Origin of the sequence: Leisingera sp. SS27, assembly GCF_028368855.1 — a bacterium.
Lineage (GTDB): Bacteria > Pseudomonadota > Alphaproteobacteria > Rhodobacterales > Rhodobacteraceae > Leisingera.
Map to the genome: position 1 here is coordinate 59,893 of NZ_JAQNCY010000008.1, position 21,322 is coordinate 81,214.

A 21,322-nucleotide genomic window follows, 5' to 3' on the forward strand; every position below is an offset into this window, starting at 1 on the left:
ATGAGCCGGATCCGCCAGCACCGCGGGGCCCGCGCCCATCTGGCCGGTGAAGCGGCGGAGGAGATTGTCGCGCGCCACTATGAGAGCCGCGGCTACACCGTGGCTGAACGGCGCTGGCGGGGTCCGGGCGGCGAGATTGACCTCATCCTGCGCGGCCCCGAAGAACTGGTTTTTGTCGAGGTGAAACACAGCGCCACCAGCGCCGGCGCGGCGCTGCGGATCACACCTCGGCAGGCAGAGCGGATCTATGCCAGTGCAGGGCAGTACCTGGACAACGAACCGCAAGGCCAGCTGACGCCGGTCCGGTTTGACGCGGCGCTGGTCGATGGCACCGGCGCGGTAGAGATCATCGAAAACGCTATCGGCTTTGACTGATCCGCAGCTGCCCCATTGAACCCCGGCGTTCTGTGGGCCATGTATTCGGTCAGCTTACGAGGGATACTGCCATGAAAATCGCCTTCCAGATGGACCCGGTCATGGGCGTGGACATCAACGCCGACAGCAGCTTCCGCCTGGCCGAAGAAGCCCAGGCGCGCGGCCATGAGCTGTTTTTCTATGGCCCGGATCAGCTGGCATACCAGGAAGGCCGCATTACCGCCCGCGGCCAGGACATGACCGTGCAGCGGGTGGCTGGCACACCTGCGGTTCTGGGCGAGGAACGCGAGGTTGATCTGGCGGATTTCGACGTGGTCTGGCTGCGCCAGGATCCGCCGTTTGACATGCATTACATCACCTCGACCCATCTCCTGGACATGCTGAAGGGGCAGGCGCTGGTGGTGAATGATCCGTTCTGGGTACGAAACTACCCGGAAAAATTGCTGGTCCTGAACTTCCCTGAGCTGACACCGCCGACCACCATCGCCCGCGACCTGCAGACCATCAAGGCGTTCAAGGAAAAGCATGGCGACGTGATCCTGAAGCCGCTGTACGGCAATGGCGGCGCCGGCGTGTTCCGGCTGGACGCAAACGACCGCAACCTCACCTCGTTGCATGAGCTGTTCACCGGCTTCAGCCGCGAGCCGCTGATCGTGCAGAAATTCCTGCCCGATGTCAGTAATGGCGACAAACGGGTGATCCTGGTCGACGGGGAGCCGGTGGGCGCGATCAACCGGGTGCCCGCGGCGGGTGAAACCCGGTCGAACATGCATGTGGGCGGCCGGCCTGAGAAGATCGGGCTGAGCGAGCGCGATCTGGAGATCTGCGCCGCCATCGGTCCGCTCTTGCGCGAGAAAGGCCAGATCTTTGTCGGCATCGATGTGATCGGCGATTACCTGACAGAGATCAACGTGACTTCGCCGACCGGCATTCAGGAGCTGGAGCGGTTCGACGGTGTGAATATCGCGGAGAAAGTCTGGCAGGCGATCGAAGCGAAGGTCTGAGGTTCAGCCCGGCAGCCGGAAGCTCAGCGCCTCGGCGAAATGCTTGCGCTGCACTTGCTCCTCGCAGGCGAGATCCGCAATGGTGCGTGCGACCCGCAGCACCCGGTGATAGCCGCGCGCGCTGAGGCCGAAGCGTTCAGCCGCGCGGACCAGCAGGTCGCGGCTTTCTGCGTCAGGGGCTGCGATTTCCTCAAGCAGCGCGCCTTCGGCATCAGCGTTCTGGCGCAGGCCGGAATGGCTGCTGAAACGGGCGGTCTGCATTTCCCGTGCAATCGCCACCCGCTGGGCAATTTCGGCAGAACCTTCGGCACTGGGCGGCAGCTCCAGGTCGGCCACATCCACCGGCGGGACGTCCAGATGCAGGTCGAACCGGTCCAGCAGCGGGCCGGATATCCGGCCCAGGTAGTTCGCGCCGCATATGGGGGCCTGGGAACAGGCGCGGTTGGCATCCGCCAGATAGCCGCATTTGCAGGGGTTGGCGGCGGCCACCAGCATGAAGCGGCTGGGATATTTCACATGGGCATTGGCGCGCGCTACCATCACTTCACCGGTTTCCAGCGGCTGGCGCAGGGTTTCCGGCACCGGGCGGCCGAACTCAGGCAATTCGTCCAGAAACAGCACGCCGTTATGGGCCAGGCTGATCTCGCCCGGCTGCGCCCGCCGCCCGCCGCCGGCAATTGCGGCCATGGACGCGGTGTGGTGCGGCTCACGGAACGGGCGTGCACGGCTGATGCCGCCTTCGTCGATCAATCCGCACAGGGAATGGATCATCGAGGTTTCCAGCGCCTCTGCCGGTGTGAGCGGCGGCAGGATCGAGGGCAGCCGCGCCGCCAGCATCGACTTGCCCGATCCTGGCGGGCCGACCATCAGCATATGGTGGCGCCCGGCGGCGGCGATTTCCAGCGCCCGCTTGGCAGTCTCCTGCCCTTTCACATCACGCAGGTCCTTGCCTCCCAGGCTGAGAATGGCCTCACCCGGCCTGGCAGGCTCAATGCGCCGCTGTCCTGTGAAATGCTGCACCACCTCTGTCAGCGTGGCGGCCCCGATCACCTGCGCGGCGTCGACCCAGGCGGCCTCCGGCCCTGAGGGTTTCGGGCAAAGCAGCATCCTGCCCTCCTCAGCGGCCGTGACCGCAGCGGGCAGCGCGCCGGCCACCGGCATCAGCTGGCCGTCCAGCGACAATTCGCCAAGTGCAATGGTTTCCTCAGCCTTTTCCGCCGGAACGATGCCGATGGCGGCCAGCAACGCCAGCGCAATCGGCAAGTCGAAATGACTGCCTTCCTTGGGCAGGCCGGCGGGTGACAGATTGATGGTAATCCTGCGCGAGGGCAGGGCGATGGACATCGCCGCAAAGGCGGCGCGTACCCGCTCGCGCGCTTCCTGAACCGCCTTGTCAGGCAGGCCGACGACTGAGAAGGCAGGCAGCCCGGGCGCGACGGCGCATTGGACCTCGACCTGGCGGGCTTCGACGCCTTGAAAAGCAACCGTGTAGGACCGTGCTGTCATCTCTCCCCGCCTCCTGAAAGGTCAGGGAGAGATGCTTGGAAATCGTGGTTTCCAATTGGTTAACGGGAGTGGCGATGTGCCGCGAATTCACGCAGATTTCGCGGAGGCTTCAGTTTCAATCCAGCGACCAGGGCCGCTTCGGCAGATCCATCGCGTAGGGTTGCGGGTCATAGCTGACCTCATGGGCCAGGGTCTGCCAATGCAGGACCGCCGGATCGGAGAGCAGGAGCTTGCAATAGGCGCGGGTTTCTGCGGAAACCGGCAGGCCATATCCTAAGATCCGGGCCGCAACCGGTGTGTAAAACACATCTGCCAGAGAATAATCCCCGAACAGGTAACCGCTGCTGTGGCCGGACACCTTGCGGGCGTGGGCAAACAGCGCCTCGATCCGCTCCAGGTCGGCGTTTACACTGCGCGACACCTCGAAACCTTCGCAGATGTGCGCCAGCTGCATCGGGCATTCGCCGCGCAGTGCTGAAAACCCGCCAACCATTTCCGCTGCCAGCCAGCGCGCCGTTGCGCGCTCCGCCGGATCGGACGGCCACAGGCCGGCATCCGGGTGGCGTTCGGCCAGGGTTTCGGCAATGGCCAGGCTTTCGCCCACCACCAACCCATCCGGCGTGCGCAACGCGGGCACCAGCCGCGCCGGGGCCAGATGCGCCATGTCCTGCGCCATGGTTCCGGAATACAGCCCCACCATATGCACGGTGTGGGGCAAGGAGAATTTTTCGAGCATGAGCCAGCCGCGCAATGACCAGCTGGAGAACATGCGGTCGCCAATATAGATTTCATAAGCCATGGCTGGAGGCTAGCGCGGGGCCGCGCATTTCAAAATGGAATGTTTGTGATGGCACACGTCACGGCAGGTGATTGATCTTTCCGGCCTTCCAGCCATCCGGCCCGAGGGAAACCTCACTGACCGAAAGGTTGTCGATCCGGTGGGCAAAGGCTTCCTCTGCCGTTAGCATCTCCGCCCGCTGGATCTGGGTCAGGATCTGCCCGAAATGGCCGACCACGATCAGGTCGCGGCCCCGGTGCGCATCGACCAGCCGGTCAATCGCAGCGTTGACCCGGTTGCAGACCTGATGCCAGCTTTCACCGTCAGGCGGGGTCACGTCTCCCGGAGTTTCCCAATAGGCGCGGATGCGCTCGGGGTCCTCGGCGTCGACTTCGGCCCAGCTGCGCAGTTCCCAGGCGCCGAAATGGATTTCGCGCAACGCCTCGGCGTGGGGCAGGCGTTCCCGGCTGCCCTGAATCGCACTGGCAGTGTCAACCGCCCGGGACAGGTCCGAGGAGACCACCAGCGCCCCGGCAGGAAGATAGTCCGACAAGCGGCACAGTGCTGCGGTGTCCGACAAATCCGCAGGCAAATCGGACCAGCCGACCATGCATTTCGCGTGGGTTGGCCCATGCCGCACCAGGAACAGGCGGGTGATCACAGCGTGCCCTTCAGAACCAGCGGCAGCCCGGCAGTCACCTGAACCACAGTGTCCGCCCGTGCGGCCAGCGCGATGTTCAGGCGCCCCTGGGCCTCGCGGAAGCGGCGGGCCAGCTTGTTTTCCGGCACGATGCCCAGCCCGGTTTCATTGGAGACAATCACCAGGTCGGCCTGGCAGCGGTCAATAGCTGACAGCAATTCTCGTGTGGCCGCCTCCAGATCGTGTTCCGCCAGCAGGTGGTTGGTCAGCCACATGGTTGCGCAGTCCATCAGGCAGATATGGCCCTGTGCCAGAGGGTCCAGCACTTGCGCCGCTGTTTCCGGTTCTTCAATAGTGGCCCAGCCTGAGCCTCTTTGTTCGAGGTGCCGGGACACTTTTTCGCGCATTTCAGCGTCGAAAATTTGTGCGGTTGCCCAGTAAATTTTATCTTTTCCGGCGGTTGCGCACAGCTTTTCGGCGAATGCCGACTTGCCCGAAGCAGCGCCGCCAAGAATAAAAGTTACATTTAACGGCATTTTTTGCTAACCTATGAGTCCGAAGCCGTTCCTGTGGGTAACTGCAGGGCCCGGTGAAGACAAGAGACCGCAGCGTCCCGGGGTTCCACTTATTAAGGCCGGGATAGGCTGCGCAGGGGCCAAGATACAATTTAACTTTTCCATTTTGGCCTTTGGATGAGCCGTAAGCCTTATCCGCTGCGCTGTTGCTGCCGGCCTATGAATGCCGGGCCTCCATTTGTTCTAAGCACGCCTGCAGGCGGCAGTTTGTTAATTAGTTTCCGGGGGGAAATCACAATGGCACTTGATCAAACAGCCGAAAACCCATTGCCGAGACAAGCAATGAAGGCGGAACTTCTGGATGCAGAGACTGAACGGCGTCTGGCTTATGCCTGGCGGGATGACCGCGACGTGCAATCGCTGCACCGGCTTATCAACGCATATATGCGCCTGGCCATTTCCATGGCGGCCAAGTTCAAGCGGTATGGGGCGCCGATGAACGACCTGATCCAGGAGGCAGGCCTGGGCCTGATGAAGGCGGCAGACAAATTCGATCCGGACCGCGGTGTGCGGTTCTCGACCTATGCGGTCTGGTGGATCAAGGCGTCGATCCAGGATTATGTGATGCGCAACTGGTCGATGGTGCGCACCGGTTCCACTTCGTCGCAGAAGTCGCTGTTCTTCAACATGCGCCGGGTGCAGGCGCAGTTCGAGCGCGAGGCACGGGCGTCGGGAGTGAAGCTGGACCGGCACCAGCTGCATCAGAAAATCGCCACGGAAATCGGAGTGCCGCTGCGCGACGTGGAAATGATGGAGGGGCGCCTGTCCGGTGCGGACTTCTCGCTTAATGCGATTCAATCCGCTGATGAAGAGGGCCGTGAGTGGATCGACGCGCTGGAGGATGAAGCCTCGCAGGCCGAGGAACTGGTGCAGGAGCGCCATGACCGGCGCCAGTTGCGCAAGTGGCTGGTGGGGGCGCTGCAGGCGCTGAACGACCGCGAGCGGTTCATCATCACCGAGCGCAAGCTGCGCGAGCGCCCGCGCACGCTGGAAAGCCTGGGCCTGGAGCTGGGCCTGTCCAAGGAGCGGGTGCGCCAGCTGGAGGCAGGTGCCTTCCAGAAGATGCGCAAATGCCTTGAAGGCCAATCGCGCGAGGTGCACAAACTGCTTTCATGAGAAAGCGATTGAATGGCCTGAAAATGATTGCAAGCGCCGCCGCACTGGCGGCGCTTTGCGTGTCCGGTGCCGGTGCGGACGAGCTGTCCGGCGCAGCTGAGACACTGCGGGGCGCGGATGTGGTGATTCTGGGCGAGGTGCATGACAATCCGGTCCATCACCAGCGGCAGGCGCAGCTCCTTCAGGCGCTGAATCCCAGGGCCGTGGTTTGGGAGATGATTACTGCGGAACAGGCTGCGGGGCTGGCTCCGGATACGCTCGCGAATGAGGGGCAGACGGCAAAACAGCTCGATTGGGCTGCAAGCGGCTGGCCGGAGTTCCGCCTGTACGCACCGGTGTTTGCCGCGGCGAAAGGAGCCCGGCAATATGGTGCTTTAGTGCTGCGCGATGATACCCCCAGCGTTATGGCCGAGGGGGCGGCAGCCTATTTCGGGGCGGAAGCCTCTGCGCGCTTTGGCTTGGACCAGCCGCTGCCTGAGGCGGAGCAGGCAGCGCGGGAAGCGGACCAGCAGGCCAACCACTGCAACGCGATGCCACCTGAAATGCTGCCGGTCCTTGTGGACTTCCAGCGCTTGCGCGATGCAAGCTTGGCCGCCGCGGCGGACAAGGCGCTGGCGGAGACCGGCGGGCCGGTGGCGGTGATCACAGGCAACGGCCATGCTCGCACTGACCGGGGACTTGCCGTCTATCTGGCGAAGGCACGTCCCGACGCAGAGATCCGCAGTTTGGGGCAGTCGGAGGACGGGCAGATAAGCGGGCAATTTGACCTGGTGCTGGATGCTCCTTCGGTTGAGCGGCCTGATCCCTGTCTGGCCTTCCGCAAGGACGGCTGACTGCTTCACACTTTTGCCGCGCCGCAGTAAGGTCGCGGGAAACCGGGCGAGGATGCGCAGATGCTGGCTGGCAAACATATTCTACTGATCATCGGCGGCGGCATTGCGGCCTATAAGTCGTTGGAGCTGATCCGCCGCCTGCAGGATCAGGGCGCGCGGGTGACGCCGGTGCTGACCAGGGCCGGCGCTGAGTTCGTGACGCCCCTGTCGGTTTCGGCGCTGGCCGGGACTGCTGTGCATCAGGAGCTGTTCGACCTGACGTCCGAGGCCGAGATGGGCCACATCCAGCTGTCGCGCAGCGCCGACCTTCTGGTGGTGGCGCCGGCCACCGCCGATCTGATGGCGAAAATGGCGCAAGGGTTTGCAAATGATCTCGCCTCGACGCTGCTGCTGGCAACCGACACCCCGGTGCTGCTGGCGCCTGCGATGAACGTCCGCATGTGGGAGCATCCGGCAACGCAGCGCAATCTTGAAACCCTGAAAAAGGACGGTGTGTCTTTCATCGGCCCTAACGACGGCAGCATGGCCTGCGGTGAGTTCGGGCCCGGCCGGATGGCGGAGCCGGATGAGATTCTAGCGGCTATTGCCGCCAAACTCGCGGACGGTCCGCTGAAGGGAAAGCGCATTCTGGTCACCTCCGGCCCCACGCATGAGCCGATTGACCCGGTGCGCTATATCGCCAACCGCTCCTCCGGGGCGCAGGGGGCAGCGGTGGCCCGTGCTCTGCGCGACTTGGGGGCTGAGGTCGTGTTTGTCACGGGCCCGGCAGAGGTGCGTCCGCCTGAAGGCGTGCAGGTGGTGCCGGTGGAAAGCGCCCGCGAGATGGAAGCCGCCGTGCAGCAGGCACTGCCCGCCGACGCTGGTGTCTTTTCCGCCGCGGTGGCGGACTGGCGGGTGGCCAGCGCCTCTGACCGGAAGCTGAAGAAATCCAAGGACGGGCTGCCGGTGCTGGAATTCGCTGAAAACCCCGACATTCTGAAAACCGTCTCGCAGATGAAGCAAGGCCGCCCCGGGCTGGTGGTCGGCTTTGCGGCGGAAACCAACGACGTGATCGAGAACGCTACCGCCAAACGCAAGCGCAAGGGCTGTGACTGGATCGTGGCCAATGATGTCTCCCCCGCGACCGGCATTATGGGCGGCAGTGAAAACGCGGTGATCCTGATTTCTGACGAAGGCGCTGAGGAGTGGCCGCGGATGGGCAAGGACGAAGTCGCCCGCAGGCTGGCGGACCGGATCGCGGCGGCGCTGGCCGGGTGAACTTGAGTATTTTTGGAAAGATGAAGGGGGAGCGGGGATGGTGACTATCCGTGTGATCCACGATGAGGGTGCGGACCGGGACGTGCCGCTGCCGTCTTATGAAACTGCTGGTGCCGCCGGCGCCGATGTGCGCGCCAACCTGCCGGACCGCGGCTGCCTGATGCTGCAGCCAGGGCAGCGTAAGCTGGTGCCGACCGGTCTGCGGATTGAGATCCCAGCGGGCTATGAGGTGCAGATCCGGCCGCGTTCCGGGCTGGCGCTGAAGCATGGCATCACCCTGCCTAACACACCGGGCACGATCGACAGCGATTACCGCGGCCCGCTGGGGGTGATCCTTATGAATGCAGGGCAGAAACCCTTTGAGGTTCATCACGGCGAGCGTATCGCCCAGATGGTGGTGGCCCCTGTACTGCAGGCGCGGTTTGAAGTTGTCGACTCGCTGGCAGGCACTGAGCGGGGCGACGGCGGCTTCGGCTCCACCGGGCGCGGCTGATGCTGCGCATTGTCATCCTTGCCGCGCTGATCTGGTGGGGCGGGCGTTTTGCCCATCTGCCGCGCAGTATCCGCGTTGCGATGCTTGTTCTCTTGTTTGCTGCGGTTCTAGCCATTCAACTGACGCTGCCGGACGGGCACCCGCTGCGCGAAAGCACCGGCGGCTCGGCAGCACCCTGGCTGATGCTGGGCGGCTTTGCCCTTGTTGCCGGGTTCTATGCGCGTATCGTAACGGCTTTGAAAAACCGCGCCCAGCCTCAGGACCCAGAGATGAACCAGCCCGCCAGCACCTTCACCGAAAGCGAGCTTGACCGCTATGCCCGCCATATCGTCCTGCGGGAACTGGGCGGGCCGGGGCAGAAGAAGCTGAAGAAGGCCAAGGTGCTGGTGATCGGAGCTGGCGGGTTGGGCGCGCCTGCGCTGCAATACCTGGCCGCGGCCGGCGTCGGCACTATCGGGGTGATCGACGACGATTTGGTCGATAATGCCAATCTGCAGCGCCAGGTGATCCACAGGGATGAGGACATCGGCAAGCCCAAGGTGTTCTCTGCCCAGGCCGCGATGCAGGCGCAGAATCCTTATGTCGATGTGCACCCCTACAACCGCCGCCTGACCGAAGAGATCGCGGCGGAGCTGTTTGCTGAATATGATCTGATCCTCGACGGCACTGACAATTCCGAAACCCGCTATCTGGCCAACCGCACCGCTGTTGCGCTGGGCAAGCCGCTGATTTCCGGCGCGCTGTCGCAGTGGGAGGGGCAGCTGAGCGTCTTCCATCCAGCCCAGGCCGGCCCCTGTTACCAGTGCATCTTTCCGGAGGCGCCCGCAGCCGGTCTTGCGCCCAGCTGTTCCGAGGCCGGGGTGGTCGGCCCGCTGCCCGGCGTGGTCGGGTCGATGATGGCGGTGGAGGCGGTCAAGCAGATCACCGGCGCCGGAGCAGTGCTGCGGGGCGAGATGCTGATCTATGACGGGCTCTACGGTGAAACCCGCAAGATCCGCCTGTCCCGCCGGGCGGATTGCCCGGCCTGCGGCGGTAAGGCGGAAAGCTGACCCCTGCCAGTGAACGAAGCCTATTTCATCGCGCTCCTTTGCGGCACCCTGTTCGGCGGCCAGCCGGAACAGGTGCACGATTTCACCTATCCCGGCGGCGCGGCCTCGATCCGCACCGATTGCGAGAACGGGAACCGGGTCATCGAGTTCGGTCTGGACAAGCGCAGCAGCCTCGACAGCCTTCAGCAGGCGCTGTTTTTGGCAGAGATCACCGGTAAGGAGCCGGTGGTCGTGCTGATCGACACCGATGGCAAAATGGGCCGGTTCGAATGGCGTATCGCCCGGGCGGCAAATATCGCTGACGTGCCCATCCGCATCATTCCGGCAGAGCTGACGGAGGGTGACGGGGCAGGCGGCTGAGGTGCCGGTGCCGCGCAAGGAAAGGTCAATTGCAGCCCCCGCTCTTTGCCGCTAGCGTCACCTGCAAAGGAGATCATTCACATGTCCAATCCGCTTCTGTCCCGCTGGGACACGCCGTTTGAAATTGCCCCGTTCGGCAGCATTTCCGATGAGGACTTTGCCCCCGCGCTGGAGCAGGCGCTGGAGGCGCACAAGGCACAGATCGACGCCATCGCCAACAGTTCCGAGCCGCCTGGTTTCGCCAATGTCATCGAGGCGCTGGAAACACCCTGCCGCGAGCTGGAGCAGGTGCTGGGTGTGTTCTTCACGGTGGCCGGCGCCGACAGCAATCCCAAGCGGGAAGAGCTGCAGCGAGAGTTCTCTCCGAAACTCGCGGCGCATTTTTCAGCTGTCACCGCCAACAAGGCGCTTTATGCACGTATCAAGGCGGTGTGGGATCAGCGGGCAGAGCTGGACCTGACAGATGAACAGCAGCGGGTGCTGATGCTGACCCACCGCGGTTTTGTCCGCGGCGGCGCGGCGCTGGAAGGTGAAGCCGACACCCGGATGCAGGAGATCAAGGGGCGGCTGGCCACCCTGGGCACCCAATTCACCCAGAACCTGCTGGCGGATGAGCGCGAGTGGTACATGGAGCTCAGCGAGGACGATCTGGAAGGCCTGCCGGAGTTTGTGGTCAAAGCGGCCCGTGCGGCCGGCGAGGACAAGGGCAAGGACGGGCCGGTGGTCACCCTGTCCCGTTCGCTGATCACGCCCTTTCTGCAGTTCTCGCCGCGCCGCGACCTGCGCGAGAAAGCCTTCAACGCCTGGGCCGCCCGCGGCGCCAATGGCGGCGGGACCGACAACCGCGCCATCGCAGCGGAGATCCTGCAGCTGCGTGAAGAACGCGCGCAGCTGCTGGGTTACGAAAACTTCGCAGCCTACAAGCTGGAAACCGAAATGGCCAAGACGCCGGAGGCCGTGCGCGGGCTCTTGATGGAGGTCTGGGGGGCCGCCAAGTCGCGCGCTGATCAGGATGCGAAGATCCTGACTGAAATGATGCAGGCGGACGGCGTCAACGGCGATCTGGAACCCTGGGACTGGCGCTACTACGCGGAGAAACGCCGCAAGGCCGAGCATGACCTGGATGAGGCAGCGCTGAAGCCTTACCTGCAGCTGGACCGGCTGATCGAGGCGTCTTTTGCCTGCGCCAGCCGCCTGTTCGGACTGGAGTTCGCGCCGCTGGAGGTGCCGCTTTACCACCCCGACTGCCGCGCCTGGGAGGTGACCCGGAACGGGCGCCATGTGGCGGTCTTCATCGGTGACTATTTCGCGCGCGGCTCCAAGCGCTCTGGCGCCTGGTGCTCTGCCATGCGCCAGCAGGCCAAGTTTCCGGATGTTCAGGCGCCGGTGGTGATCAATGTTTGTAACTTTGCCAAGGGCGATCCGGCGCTGCTGTCCTGGGATGATGCGCGCACGCTGTTCCATGAGTTCGGTCACGCGCTGCACCAGATGCTGTCCAATGTGACCTATGAAAGCATCTCCGGGACTTCGGTAGCGCGTGACTTCGTGGAGCTGCCCAGCCAATTGTATGAACACTGGCTGGAAGTGCCGGAGGTGCTGCAGGAGTTTGCCACCCACGCGGAAACCGGCGAGCCGATGCCGCAGGAAATGCTGGAGAAGGTGCTGGGAGCGGCCAATTTCGACATGGGCTTCCAGACGGTGGAATATGTCGCGTCCGCCCTTGTCGACCTCGCCTTTCATGACGGGGCGGCACCCGCCGACCCGATGGCCAGGCAGGCCGAGGTGCTGGCGGAAATCGGCATGCCGCGAGCGATCATCATGCGCCACGCCACGCCGCATTTCGCGCATGTGTTTGCAGGCGACGGCTATTCCTCGGGCTACTACAGCTACATGTGGTCGGAGGTGATGGACGCGGATGCCTTCGCCGCTTTTGAGGAGGCGGGCGGGGCCTTTGATGCGGAGCGCGCCAAGGCGCTTGAGGAACATATCCTCTCCACCGGCGGATCGGTTGATCCGGCAGAGCTTTACACCGCGTTCCGCGGGCGCCTGCCAGGTGTAGAGGCGCTGCTCAAAGGCCGCGGCCTGGCCGCGGAATAAGGAAAGCGCCCCGACGGGCGCTGCCTCCGGCGGGAGTATTTCGGGAAAGATGAAAGAGCGGGTGCTGGCCCGCTCTTTTGCGTTCAGTAGCCGAGGCTGCGGTCGACCAGATGCAGCAGCGGCTCCCCCGCCTCGGCGCGGCGGATGTTTTCGGCGATCACCTCCGCCGCGGTGCTTTCGCGGGTTTCCGAGGCAATGTGAGGTGTCACCGTCACATTGGGGTGCGCCCAATAGGGATGTTCGGGCGGCAGCGGCTCGATGCGGAACACGTCCAGCGTGGCATGGCCGATCTGGCCGCTGTTCAGTGCCGCCAGCAGTGCCGCGTCATCAATCAGCGGACCGCGGCCCGGGTTGATGATTTTGGCGCCCGCCGGCAGCAGCGCCAGTGTGTCCGCATTCAGGGCGTTTTCGGTGGCCGGCGTGTCCGGCAGCAGCAGGATGACGATCTCTGCCTGCGCCAATGCCGCCTTCAGCCCATCCGCACCGGAATGGCAGGTCACGCCTGCGATCTCCTTTTGCGTCCGGCTCCAGCCCGAAACCTGAAAGCCAAGCGCAGCCAGAGCCAAAGCCGAAGCGGTGCCGAGGGCCCCGAGACCCATTACCGTGACGTTCCTGTCCTTGGCCAGGGGAGGGGCCTTGGGCTCCCAGCGTCCGTTCTGCCGCAGGATATGGGCGTCCATGCCCAGATGGTAGCGCAGCGTGTGGCCCACTACCCATTCTGTCATGCCTCGTTCCAGCCCTGCGTCCACCATCCGCGTGAGCGGCATTCCGGCGGGCACGACAGGCACGATTTTTTCAACGCCGGCCCACAGGCTCAGCACCGCTTTCAGCCGGGTGAAAGGGGTGAGATCACTGACCGGCCCGCTGGGGGCGTAGACTATGTAGTCCACGTCTTCCGGCGGGAATTTGTTGCTCAGGCCGGCGTCTACACCTAAGCGGGTGAACTCCGCCTTCAATAGCGGCTCATAGACGGGCCAAGCATCGGGATGGCCTGCAAACAGAACATTGATCATGCAGCGAATACTCCGGACATATCGGCGAACCCTTTGATCTCAATCGGGTTGCCTGCGGGATCATGGAAGAACATGGTGCTTTGCTCCCCCGGTTCTCCGGCAAATCGGGTTGCGGGGGCAAGGGTGAACTCTACTCCAGCTTCAGTCAGCCTGTCTGCCAGTACCTGCCATTCGGCCAAGGGGAGGATCACCCCAAGATGCGGCATCGGCACCAGATGCGCGCCGACCTTGCCGGTGCGGGCGGTGGCCAGAACCGGGCCAAGGTGCAGAGAAATCTGGTGGCCGAAAAAATTGAAGTCAACCCAATTGTCCGTGCTGCGTCCCTCGGTGCATCCGAGAAGGCCGCCGTAAAAGGCGCGGGCGCGCTGCAGGTCGTCGACGTGATAGGCGAGGTGGAAAATGCTCATGCCGGGTGTCTCCCTTCTGAGAGCTGGGTGTTGTTGGACTGGATTCGGGCTGGTTTTACTGTGGCTGCTGGAAATGGCGTAGCTATTCTTTCTGCTTTCAGACATAAGAAAAACTATGGATCTGAAGTTTGTCTCCTGCTTGTTGTCGGTTGTTGAGCTGGGATCGCTTGCGGCAGCGGCGCGGGCCGAAGGGATCACCGCCTCGGCGGTGGCACAGCGGGTGGCTGCGCTGGAGGCTGAACTGAAGGCGCCGCTGCTGCGCAGGGCTGGGCGCGTGATGCAACCGACGCCGCAATGCCGCGCAGTTTTGCCGCAGCTGCGCCGGATGGTGGCAATGCAAGGGGCCGTGACCGCTGCGCTGCACCTGCGGGAATTGGCGGGACCGCTTCGGCTGGGGGCGGTTTCGACGGCGCTTGGCGATTACGCGCCGCATCTTGCGGCAGCATTGCGGAAGCATGCTCCAGAGGTCGGGCTGCATCTGGTGCCGGGTGCATCCAGCATACTGTTCAGCGCCTTCGAGGAAGAGCGCCTGGATGCCGCAATTCTTGTGCGGCCGCCGTTTGAGCTGCCGAAAACGATGCAGTTCAGAGTGCTGGCGCGGCAGCCGGTCTGTCTGATGCGGCCAGAGCATTCTGTGCCGGAGGCTGCCTTGCCGTACATTGTCTACAGCCGCGGCAGCTGGGGCGGCGCAGCCTGCTGGCAGGCGCTGAGCGCTCTGGCGCCGAAGCTGGAAATCCTTGCGGAGGCTGATGCGCCGGAGATGATTGCGCAGATGGTTCAGGACGGGCTGGGGCAGGCGGTACTGCCGGATTGGGCCGGGCGTCAGGCGCGGTTTCCGGGGATTGACGTTTCTGCCCTGCCAGCGCCTTCGCGGGATATCGGCGTGCTGACTTGGACCCGGGATGCGGAGCGTCCGGTGATAGAGTTCCTGGTGCGGCAATTGACCGGCCGGGGTAAAGCACTTGGAGGTGCAGGATCAATCCGGGGCTATGAGACCGTCCTGAATATCTAGCGTGAGGCCTGGCGCGGGCGGTGGATATGCGCGCTTTGCACAATGCCGAAGGCGCCCAGCAGCACCAGCATGGCTGAGCCGCCGTAAGAGACCATCGGCAGCGGTACGCCCACCACCGGCGCCAGCCCCATCACCATCGACATGTTCACTGCAAAGAACAGAAAGAAAGTTATGGCGATGCCCATGATCACCAGCGAGGAGAACCGGTCCTTGGCCGCAATGGCGGAGGCGATGCAGAACACGATGATCAGCATATAGATCGAGAGCAGGGTGACACCGCCGATGAAGCCGAATTCCTCCGCCAGGGTGGTGAAGATGAAGTCAGTGTGCTTTTCCGGCAGGAAGTTCAGCCGCGACTGGGTGCCTTGCATGAAGCCGCGCCCGGACCAGCCGCCGGATCCTAGCGCAATCTTGGACTGAGTGATGTGGTAACCGGCGCCCAAGGGGTCCTGTGATGGGTCGAGGAAGGTGTCGATGCGGCGGAACTGGTAGTCTTTCAGCAGCTGCCATTCGGTTCCGCGGCTTTGGAACACCGCGCTGACCAGCCCCGCGCCGGCCGCAATCACCGCCACGAAATAGGCCGAGTGCACACCCGCCAGGAACATCACGCCGCCGCCTGCAGCCATCAGCAGGATCGATGTGCCAAGGTCTGGCTGCTTCAGCACCAGTGCGGTGGGGATGAGGATCAGCGCCACCGGCAGCAGCACCCACAAGGGGCGCGAGGTCTTCTCTGCGGGCAGCCAGTCATAATACGCGGCCAGCAGCATCACCAGGGCGATCTTGGTGACTTCCGAGGGCTGCAGCCGCATGAAACCGATGTCGATCCAACGCTGCGCGCCCATTCCGACAGTGCCGAACAGCTCCACGGCCACAAGCAGCGCCAGCGATCCCAGATAGGCTAGCACTGAGATATTGCGCCAGAACCAGATCGGGATCATCGCCACCACGAACATCACGCCCAGCCCCAGTGCAAAGCGTTTGACTTGTGGTTCCACCCAGGGGCTGAAGGACCCGCCCGCCACCGAATAGAGCATCAGAAAGCCGACGCTCGAAACGGTAATCAGCAGGAGCGTCAGCCCCCAGTTCAAATGCAATACCTTGCGCAGGCCGGTGGGGGTCGATTTGGCGTGGTACTCAAGATAGCTCATGCCCGGCTGCTCCTGCTGCCCAGCGGGCGCTTGACGCGTTCGCGCTCCAGCCGTTCCTGCTGTGCCTTGATCCGGCTGCGGTCGGCCTTGGGGTAGGCCTCCAGCGGCGGGGTGCCGTTGTACAACGCCTGGAGCATCACGTCGCGGGCCACCGGTGCCGCCGCCTTGGAACCGCCGCCGCCGTGTTCAACCACCACAGCAACCGCAAATTTCGGCTTGTCATAGGGCGCAAAGCAGACAAACAGCGCATGGTCGCGCCGTTCCCACGGCAGGTCCTCGTTGCGGATCACACCCGCAGCGCGTTCTGCGGCAGTGATGTTGCGGACCTGGCTGGTGCCGGTCTTGCCGGCCATCTCCATCTCCTTGGGGACAATACGCGAGCGGTAGGCGGTGCCGCGGCGGTCGTTGCTGACGGAATACATGCCGCGACGCACCATCCGCAGGCTGTTTTCGCTGACCGGCAGCGGTTCGCCTGCACCGCTTGGCTGTTCCACCCCATCGATGGATTTCAGCAGTCGGGGCGTCACGCTGCGCCCGGTGGCTAGCCGCGCTGACATCACGGCCAATTGCAAGGGAGACGCCAGCATGTAACCCTGCCCGATAGAGGAGTTGGCGGTGTCGCCGATCAGCCAGTCCTTGCCGTAGGAGCTGGATTTCCACGCTTTGGTCGGAGTGATCCCCTGCGCCACCGCCGACATCGGCAGGTCATGCTTTATACCCAGGCCGAACAGATTGGCCATTTCGGAAATCTTGTCGATCCCGGTCTTGATCGCGACGTCGTAGTAGTACACGTCGCAGGACCGCTTCAGCGAGGTGTTCAGGTCCACATGGCCGTGGCCGGCCCGCTTCCAGCAGTGGAAACGGCGTCCTGCAACTTTCAGGTGGCCGGGGCACCAGACAGTTTCTTCGGGTCCGACCACCCCGTTTTCAAGTGCGGCCAGCGCGGTGATCATCTTGAAGGTGGAGCCGGGCGGGTATGTGCCCTGCACTGTTTTGTTAGACAGCGGCCGGTAATTGTCTTCGGTTAGCTCCCGGTAGTCTGCAACGGAAATGCCGCGCACAAACAGGTTGGGGTCGAAGCTGGGTGAGGAGCAGATCGCGCGGATGTCGCCATCCTCGCAGTCGATCACGACCGCAGCGGCGCTTTCCCGGCCCAGACGAGCCTGCACGTAATTCTGCAGCTCTGCGTCAATTGTCAGCTGCATGTCGGCGCCGGAAATCCCCTCGCGCCGGTCCAGCTCGCGCATCACCCGGCCGGTGGCGTTGACTTCGACCCGCTTGGCGCCGGCTTTGCCGCGCAAAAGATCCTCGCGCCGGGCCTCAAAACCGACCTTGCCGATCTGAAAGCGCGGGATCATCAGCACCGGTTCCGGGTCTTCCATCTTGCTCAGGTCATAGTCGGAGACCGGGCCGACATAGCCGATCACATGGGCAAAATCGCCAAGCTGCGGATAAACCCGGGTCAGGCCCACCTCCGGAGTGACGCCGGGAAGGGCAGGGGCGTTCACCGCCACCTTGGAAATGTCCGCCCAGCCGATCTGGTCCGCCAGGGTGATCGGCAGAAACGGCGGCGACCGGCGCATCTCAGTGCGGGCGCGCTCCAGGTCTTCCGGGTCCAGCGGCACCAGGCTGGATAACTTGGCAATCACCGCCTCCACGTCGCCTGCGTCCTCCGGCACCACTGTGATCCTGTAGGACGGCGAGTTTTGCGCAATGATCAGGCCGTTGCGGTCAAAAATCTGACCGCGGGCGGGCGGCAGCAGGCGGATGTTGATCCGGTTTTCTTCGGCCAGCAGGCGGAACTCATCGGCCTGATCAACCTGCAGATAGCGCATCCGGGCCGCCAGCCCGCCGGCAAAAGCCAGCTGCAGCCCGCCCAGGAACAGCGCCCGCCGGGTCATCTTGCCATGTGCGGCATCCAGATCCTTGGGATTGCGTTTCATCAGCGGGTCACCAGGGTTTCGGCTTCAGCGGGGGATAGCTTGCGCACCCCCAGAATAGACTGGCTGGCCCAAACTGCCAGCGGATAGGCGGCGATGGTCATCACAACCTGGATTACCGTCAGGCTTAGCTGCGCCTGGGCAACCCCGAACAGGGTCAGGACCAGCCGGTTCAGTGTGAAGATCCCGGTCAGCACCAGGGCAACAGCAATCCATTCGCTGGCAAAGGTGCTCTCACGGTGGGGAGCCGCTCGGCCCTTGAGGAAGCCGCAGCCCAGAACTGCAAGCAGCGCCAGCAGCCCCGGCGGGCGGTGAAACAGCAGATCCGCCAACAGTATCACCAGACCGATGGAGAGCGCGGGCACAAAATCCGGGCGGCGCAAGCTCCAGGCCATGGCCAGCGCCAGCAGCAGATCCGGCGGCGCCCAGAAGCGCGGCTCGGTTTCCAAGGGCAGAAGGTGGAAGAACATGATCAATAGCGCCAGTACGGGAAAAGCTGCGCGCATGGTCCAGATCCGGGCTGGCGAGGTGTTAGCCATTGCCGGCCTCAGCTGTGTCTTCGGCACTGTCCTCCCCCAGGGTTTCAGGCCTCGGCTGCGGCTGCGGGCTGCCGGGGGCGGCGCCGACCAGCCCGCCGGGGTCCTGGATCACTTGCGTGCCGTGATGACGCAGAACCCGCAGGAACTCCAGCCGCCCGTAGTCAGCAGACAGGCGCACCCGCATCCGGCCCGAGCGGTCCTTGGCCACCTGGCCGATCAGCAGGCCTGCCGGAAAGACAGATCCATCACCAGAGGAAATCACCCGGTCGCCGGGCCGCACCTGATCGGCGTTTTCCAGAAAGCTCAGAACCGGTGCGGCGCTGTTGTCGCCGGTGACCAGCGCGGTCTGGCCGGAGGGCTGGATGGTGGCCGGGACGGCGCTGGCGGCATCGGTCAGCAGGATCACCCGGGCGGTGTTGCGCCCGGTGCCGGAGATCCGCCCCACCAGCCCGATTCCGTCCATCGCGGCCCAGCCATCATGCACACCGTCGCGGCTGCCCACGTTCAGCAGCACCGACTGCCGGAACGGAGAGCCGCTGTCGGCCATCACCACACCGGTTATATAGGTGAGCTGCGGGTCCAGCCGCACGTTGTTGAGGTCCAGCAGCCTGGCGTTTTCCTGCTCCAGCTGCAGCGCGGCCTCCTTCCAGGCCCGCATCTGCCGCAATTCGCTGCGCAGCTCGCGGTTTTGCTCCGCCAGCCGCTGGTAGCTCTGGAAGTCGCGGATCAGGTTGATTGTGGCGGTGACCGGCACCATCGCCCAATCCATGCTGGGCACAACCGTGTCCACCACCTGGGCGCGGAAACGTTCCACCCGCGGGCTGTCGATCCGCCAGATGACAAATACCGCCGCGAGGCAAAGGCACAGGACCGCTGTCAGCAGACGCCGCAGCGGGGTTGCGTAATCGTCGCGCTGTGACTTGTCGTTTGCCACGTCTCTCCTTCCAGCCGCCACTCCAGCCTGTCAGCTGGCGCCGTTCTGGCGGGCGGGGACTGTTAGCTGTCGTAGTCGATGGCGTGGGCCAGCTGCTTCTCGAACTCCAGCGCCTTGCCGGTGCCAAGCGCCACGCAATTGAGGCTCTCGTCAGCGATGGAGACGGCCAGGCCGGTCTGCTCGCGCAGCGCAAGATCCAGATCGCCCAGCAGGGCACCGCCGCCAGTCAGCATGACGCCGCGGTCAACGATGTCGGCGGCCAGGTCCGGCGGGGTGGTTTCCAGCGCGGTCATCACCGCCTCACAGATCTGCTGCACCGGCTCGGCCAGCGCCTCTGCCACCTGGGCCTGGGAAATCTCGATTTCCTTCGGCACTCCGTTCAAAAGGTCGCGGCCGCGGATCTGCATCGACTGGCCGCGCCCGTCGTCGGGCATCCGGGCGGTGCCGATGGAAGTCTTGATGCGCTCGGCAGTGGATTCACCCACCAGAAGGTTTTGCTGGCGGCGCAGGTAGCTGATGATTGCCTCATCCATGCGGTCGCCGCCGACCCGGACCGAGCGGGCATAGACGATGTCGCCCAGCGACAGAACGGCAACCTCGGTGGTGCCGCCGCCGATGTCGACAACCATGTTGCCGGTCGGGTCGGTGATCGGCATGCCGGCACCAATGGCGGCAGCGATGGGTTCCGCAATCAGCCCGGCACGGCGAGCGCCTGCGGACAGCACCGACTGGCGGATCGCGCGTTTTTCAACCGGGGTGGCGCCATGCGGCACGCAGACGATGATCTTGGGCTTGGAGAAGGTTGAGCGCTTGTGGACCTTGCGGATGAAGTGCTTGATCATCTCTTCAGCGGTGTCGAAGTCGGCAATCACACCTTCGCGCATCGGCCGGATCGCCTCGATCGAGCCGGGCGTGCGGCCCAGCATCAGCTTGGCGTCTTCGCCTACGGCCAGCACCTTCTTCACGCCATCCTTGACGTGATAGGCAACCACGGAAGGTTCGGACAGGATCACCCCGCGGCCCTTGACATAGACCAGAGTGTTGGCTGTGCCGAGGTCGATGGCCATGTCCGAGGAGAACAGACCGCCCAAGTTTCCGAAAAGCGCCATATAGAAGGGATCCTGTGAGTGCTGCCAATATTCCTTGGGCGACTCCCCGCAGGAGCCGCCTTCACAAACCTTATAAGCGGCCCAGCAGAGCCGCGAAAGGGCGTATTATGGTGAAACAGCGCCTTTCCGCCCACTATGTAGGGCCTCAGCCAAGCCGCGTTCCTGCACTGTTCCTGCCGCGGCCGCCAGACAAACCGGATCGAAAACGGAGCCGTTGAGAAAAGCCCAGGCGTCAGCTTCGGAATATCCGCTTCATTTCGGTGTCGAAGTGAGCCCATGTCAGGCTGGCACTGTTGCCGGCATAGCCCTCATAATAGGATTTTCCACTGGAGACCGGCAGTCCGGCCCAGATCTTGGCCAAGTTCAGCATGAAGGTCTTGCGCGGCATCTCTGATGCCAGGAAGGCGCTATAGCCAGCCTCCTCGATCAGCTGATGCGCCAGCTGGTCCTGCAGCTCCGGCGTGAAGCGCGCCTGCGGTTTCACGCCCTGATGCTTAACCAGCCGCCGCAGTGTTGCGGGGATGAACTGATAGCGCCCGATGGCATGGGGCTGGCCGGGGGTGGCGTCGATCCAGGCGTTGATTTCGGCGATGGTCATGCTTGTCGGCTTCTTCGGCGGTTTGCGGGTGGCGCCGTATTGCACCGCATCATACTGCGCCTTGCCGGCCTCAGCGCTGGCGATCAGATCCAGAAGGCGCTTGACGCTGGGCGGGGCCTTCAGGATCGGGGCAAACAGCCCGCCGCCGCTGCGGCCGCGGAACAGGCTGGCTGCACCGGGGTTGAGCGATACCGCCCCGCGCCCCTGATCCGCGCCGGGCAAGGTGTCCGGCAGCAGGCTGGCAACCGCCTGCGGTGCAGGGGCCGCAGCGGCGGGCGCCGGTCCTGGCATCGGGGCAGAGGCCTTTTGCAGGAAGAAATTATTGCCAACCAGCGAATAACCTTGCGCGCTGACGGCGGCTGCTGTGCACATCAGCAGCGCCAGAAACGTCACGATCAGGGCAAGGGCGCTCATTCTGAGGGGCATGGGAACCTGCATTCTGCGGTATCTTGTCGGGATGCAGTCTGCCGCAGCGGGGTTGAGATTCCGTTTATCCAGCTTACGCGGCCTCTTCCGCCCTTTGAAAATAGCGGCTAGAG

22 protein-coding genes are annotated in these 21,322 nt (G+C 63.9%); 10 read left to right on the forward strand and 12 right to left on the reverse strand.

Features of this window, described 5'->3' with window-relative positions:
* Both N6L27_RS16475 and gshB read left to right on the forward strand, forming a co-directional pair.
* Positions 1–375 carry a YraN family protein gene (locus N6L27_RS16475; protein WP_271908400.1) on the forward strand — a complete coding sequence of 125 codons (375 nt, stop codon included), beginning with the start codon at positions 1–3 and terminating at the stop codon, positions 373–375.
* A 71-nt stretch (positions 376–446) separates the two neighbouring features.
* Positions 447–1,379, forward strand: coding sequence for a glutathione synthase (gene gshB, locus N6L27_RS16480; protein ID WP_271908402.1), 933 nt, complete (start codon positions 447–449; stop codon positions 1,377–1,379).
* Between the two features lie 3 nt (positions 1,380–1,382).
* Here the strand turns inward: gshB and N6L27_RS16485 are convergent, their stop codons facing one another.
* From N6L27_RS16485 to cobU, 4 genes are all read right to left on the reverse strand, one after another.
* Positions 1,383–2,885: a YifB family Mg chelatase-like AAA ATPase gene (locus N6L27_RS16485; protein WP_271908404.1), complete on the reverse strand. Its 1,503-nt coding sequence runs from the start codon at positions 2,883–2,885 to the stop codon at positions 1,383–1,385.
* Between the two features lie 115 nt (positions 2,886–3,000).
* Complete coding sequence (locus N6L27_RS16490; protein ID WP_271908406.1) at positions 3,001–3,684, reverse strand: glutathione S-transferase; 684 nt, start codon at positions 3,682–3,684, stop codon at positions 3,001–3,003.
* Positions 3,685–3,742: 58 nt separating this feature from the next.
* Positions 3,743–4,324: a histidine phosphatase family protein gene (locus N6L27_RS16495; protein WP_271908408.1), complete on the reverse strand. Its 582-nt coding sequence runs from the start codon at positions 4,322–4,324 to the stop codon at positions 3,743–3,745.
* On the reverse strand, positions 4,321–4,839 hold the full coding sequence (gene cobU, locus N6L27_RS16500) for a bifunctional adenosylcobinamide kinase/adenosylcobinamide-phosphate guanylyltransferase (RefSeq protein ID WP_271908410.1): 519 nt from the start codon (positions 4,837–4,839) through the stop codon (positions 4,321–4,323). Before cobU ends, N6L27_RS16495 begins: the two co-directional genes overlap by 4 nt.
* A gap of 276 nt (positions 4,840–5,115) precedes the next feature.
* Between cobU and N6L27_RS16505 the strand changes: the two genes are divergently transcribed.
* The 7 genes from N6L27_RS16505 to N6L27_RS16535 all read left to right on the forward strand — a co-directional run bounded on the left by N6L27_RS16505 (position 5,116) and on the right by N6L27_RS16535 (position 12,083).
* Complete coding sequence (locus N6L27_RS16505) at positions 5,116–5,994, forward strand: RNA polymerase factor sigma-32 (protein ID WP_065266091.1); 879 nt, start codon at positions 5,116–5,118, stop codon at positions 5,992–5,994.
* Positions 5,991–6,827, forward strand: coding sequence for a ChaN family lipoprotein (locus N6L27_RS16510; RefSeq protein ID WP_271908413.1), 837 nt, complete (start codon positions 5,991–5,993; stop codon positions 6,825–6,827). Before N6L27_RS16505 ends, N6L27_RS16510 begins: the two co-directional genes overlap by 4 nt.
* Positions 6,828–6,887: 60 nt before the next feature.
* Entirely contained in the window at positions 6,888–8,084 is a 1,197-nt protein-coding gene (gene coaBC / locus N6L27_RS16515) for a bifunctional phosphopantothenoylcysteine decarboxylase/phosphopantothenate--cysteine ligase CoaBC (RefSeq protein ID WP_271908415.1), read from the forward strand.
* Positions 8,085–8,121: 37 nt separating this feature from the next.
* Positions 8,122–8,577: a dUTP diphosphatase gene (gene dut, locus N6L27_RS16520; protein ID WP_271908417.1), complete on the forward strand. Its 456-nt coding sequence runs from the start codon at positions 8,122–8,124 to the stop codon at positions 8,575–8,577.
* Entirely contained in the window at positions 8,577–9,626 is a 1,050-nt protein-coding gene (locus N6L27_RS16525) for a HesA/MoeB/ThiF family protein (protein WP_271908419.1), read from the forward strand. The genes dut and N6L27_RS16525 overlap by 1 nt, the downstream gene beginning before the upstream one ends.
* A 9-nt stretch (positions 9,627–9,635) precedes the next feature.
* On the forward strand, positions 9,636–9,986 hold the full coding sequence (locus N6L27_RS16530) for a hypothetical protein (protein WP_271908421.1): 351 nt from the start codon (positions 9,636–9,638) through the stop codon (positions 9,984–9,986).
* Between the two features lie 81 nt (positions 9,987–10,067).
* Positions 10,068–12,083, forward strand: coding sequence for a M3 family metallopeptidase (locus N6L27_RS16535; RefSeq protein WP_271908423.1), 2,016 nt, complete (start codon positions 10,068–10,070; stop codon positions 12,081–12,083).
* A gap of 83 nt (positions 12,084–12,166) precedes the next feature.
* On the opposite strand, the gene N6L27_RS16540 is transcribed toward N6L27_RS16535, so the two are convergent.
* Both N6L27_RS16540 and N6L27_RS16545 read right to left on the reverse strand, forming a co-directional pair.
* Positions 12,167–13,096 carry a 2-hydroxyacid dehydrogenase gene (locus N6L27_RS16540; RefSeq protein WP_271908424.1) on the reverse strand — a complete coding sequence of 310 codons (930 nt, stop codon included), beginning with the start codon at positions 13,094–13,096 and terminating at the stop codon, positions 12,167–12,169.
* Entirely contained in the window at positions 13,093–13,503 is a 411-nt protein-coding gene (locus tag N6L27_RS16545) for a VOC family protein (RefSeq protein ID WP_271908425.1), read from the reverse strand. Before N6L27_RS16545 ends, N6L27_RS16540 begins: the two co-directional genes overlap by 4 nt.
* A 115-nt stretch (positions 13,504–13,618) precedes the next feature.
* Here N6L27_RS16545 and N6L27_RS16550 point away from each other — a divergent pair, with 115 nt between their 5' ends.
* Positions 13,619–14,515: a LysR family transcriptional regulator gene (locus N6L27_RS16550; protein WP_271908427.1), complete on the forward strand. Its 897-nt coding sequence runs from the start codon at positions 13,619–13,621 to the stop codon at positions 14,513–14,515.
* Here N6L27_RS16550 and rodA read toward each other — a convergent pair.
* The 6 genes from rodA to N6L27_RS16580 form a co-directional block, all read right to left on the reverse strand.
* On the reverse strand, positions 14,512–15,663 hold the full coding sequence (gene rodA / locus N6L27_RS16555; protein WP_271908429.1) for a rod shape-determining protein RodA: 1,152 nt from the start codon (positions 15,661–15,663) through the stop codon (positions 14,512–14,514). The genes N6L27_RS16550 and rodA overlap by 4 nt on opposite strands.
* Positions 15,660–17,606, reverse strand: a complete 1,947-nt coding sequence (gene mrdA, locus N6L27_RS16560; protein WP_271908431.1) for a penicillin-binding protein 2 — start codon at positions 17,604–17,606, stop codon at positions 15,660–15,662. Before mrdA ends, rodA begins: the two co-directional genes overlap by 4 nt.
* Positions 17,606–18,142 carry a rod shape-determining protein MreD gene (locus N6L27_RS16565; protein WP_271908433.1) on the reverse strand — a complete coding sequence of 179 codons (537 nt, stop codon included), beginning with the start codon at positions 18,140–18,142 and terminating at the stop codon, positions 17,606–17,608. The genes mrdA and N6L27_RS16565 overlap by 1 nt, the downstream gene beginning before the upstream one ends.
* On the reverse strand, positions 18,135–19,076 hold the full coding sequence (mreC, locus tag N6L27_RS16570; protein WP_271908434.1) for a rod shape-determining protein MreC: 942 nt from the start codon (positions 19,074–19,076) through the stop codon (positions 18,135–18,137). The genes N6L27_RS16565 and mreC overlap by 8 nt, the downstream gene beginning before the upstream one ends.
* A gap of 62 nt (positions 19,077–19,138) precedes the next feature.
* The gene (locus N6L27_RS16575) at positions 19,139–20,185 is read right to left on the reverse strand and encodes a rod shape-determining protein (protein ID WP_019297721.1); all 1,047 of its coding nucleotides are present in this window, start codon (positions 20,183–20,185) and stop codon (positions 19,139–19,141) included.
* Between the two features lie 232 nt (positions 20,186–20,417).
* Positions 20,418–21,197 (reverse strand): hypothetical protein, encoded by a 780-nt coding sequence (locus N6L27_RS16580; protein WP_271908436.1) that lies wholly within the window; start codon positions 21,195–21,197, stop codon positions 20,418–20,420.
* Positions 21,198–21,322 lie beyond the last annotated feature (125 nt).

Bases quoted from the DNA above. Each gene is read 5' to 3' on its own strand.
- N6L27_RS16475 (WP_271908400.1), top strand. From the start codon at position 1: ATGAGCCGGATCCGCCAGCACCGCGGGGCCCGCGCCCATCTGGCCGGT.
- gshB (WP_271908402.1), top strand. From the start codon at position 447: ATGAAAATCGCCTTCCAGATGGACCCGGTCATGGGCGTGGACATCAAC.
- N6L27_RS16485 (WP_271908404.1), bottom strand. From the start codon at position 2,885: ATGACAGCACGGTCCTACACGGTTGCTTTTCAAGGCGTCGAAGCCCGC.
- N6L27_RS16490 (WP_271908406.1), bottom strand. From the start codon at position 3,684: ATGGCTTATGAAATCTATATTGGCGACCGCATGTTCTCCAGCTGGTCA.
- cobU (WP_271908410.1), bottom strand. From the start codon at position 4,839: ATGCCGTTAAATGTAACTTTTATTCTTGGCGGCGCTGCTTCGGGCAAG.
- N6L27_RS16505 (WP_065266091.1), top strand. From the start codon at position 5,116: ATGGCACTTGATCAAACAGCCGAAAACCCATTGCCGAGACAAGCAATG.
- N6L27_RS16510 (WP_271908413.1), top strand. From the start codon at position 5,991: ATGAGAAAGCGATTGAATGGCCTGAAAATGATTGCAAGCGCCGCCGCA.
- coaBC (WP_271908415.1), top strand. From the start codon at position 6,888: ATGCTGGCTGGCAAACATATTCTACTGATCATCGGCGGCGGCATTGCG.
- dut (WP_271908417.1), top strand. From the start codon at position 8,122: ATGGTGACTATCCGTGTGATCCACGATGAGGGTGCGGACCGGGACGTG.
- N6L27_RS16525 (WP_271908419.1), top strand. From the start codon at position 8,577: ATGCTGCGCATTGTCATCCTTGCCGCGCTGATCTGGTGGGGCGGGCGT.
- N6L27_RS16535 (WP_271908423.1), top strand. From the start codon at position 10,068: ATGTCCAATCCGCTTCTGTCCCGCTGGGACACGCCGTTTGAAATTGCC.
- N6L27_RS16540 (WP_271908424.1), bottom strand. From the start codon at position 13,096: ATGATCAATGTTCTGTTTGCAGGCCATCCCGATGCTTGGCCCGTCTAT.
- N6L27_RS16545 (WP_271908425.1), bottom strand. From the start codon at position 13,503: ATGAGCATTTTCCACCTCGCCTATCACGTCGACGACCTGCAGCGCGCC.
- N6L27_RS16550 (WP_271908427.1), top strand. From the start codon at position 13,619: ATGGATCTGAAGTTTGTCTCCTGCTTGTTGTCGGTTGTTGAGCTGGGA.
- rodA (WP_271908429.1), bottom strand. From the start codon at position 15,663: ATGAGCTATCTTGAGTACCACGCCAAATCGACCCCCACCGGCCTGCGC.
- mrdA (WP_271908431.1), bottom strand. From the start codon at position 17,606: ATGAAACGCAATCCCAAGGATCTGGATGCCGCACATGGCAAGATGACC.
- N6L27_RS16565 (WP_271908433.1), bottom strand. From the start codon at position 18,142: ATGGCTAACACCTCGCCAGCCCGGATCTGGACCATGCGCGCAGCTTTT.
- N6L27_RS16575 (WP_019297721.1), bottom strand. From the start codon at position 20,185: ATGGCGCTTTTCGGAAACTTGGGCGGTCTGTTCTCCTCGGACATGGCC.
- N6L27_RS16580 (WP_271908436.1), bottom strand. From the start codon at position 21,197: ATGAGCGCCCTTGCCCTGATCGTGACGTTTCTGGCGCTGCTGATGTGC.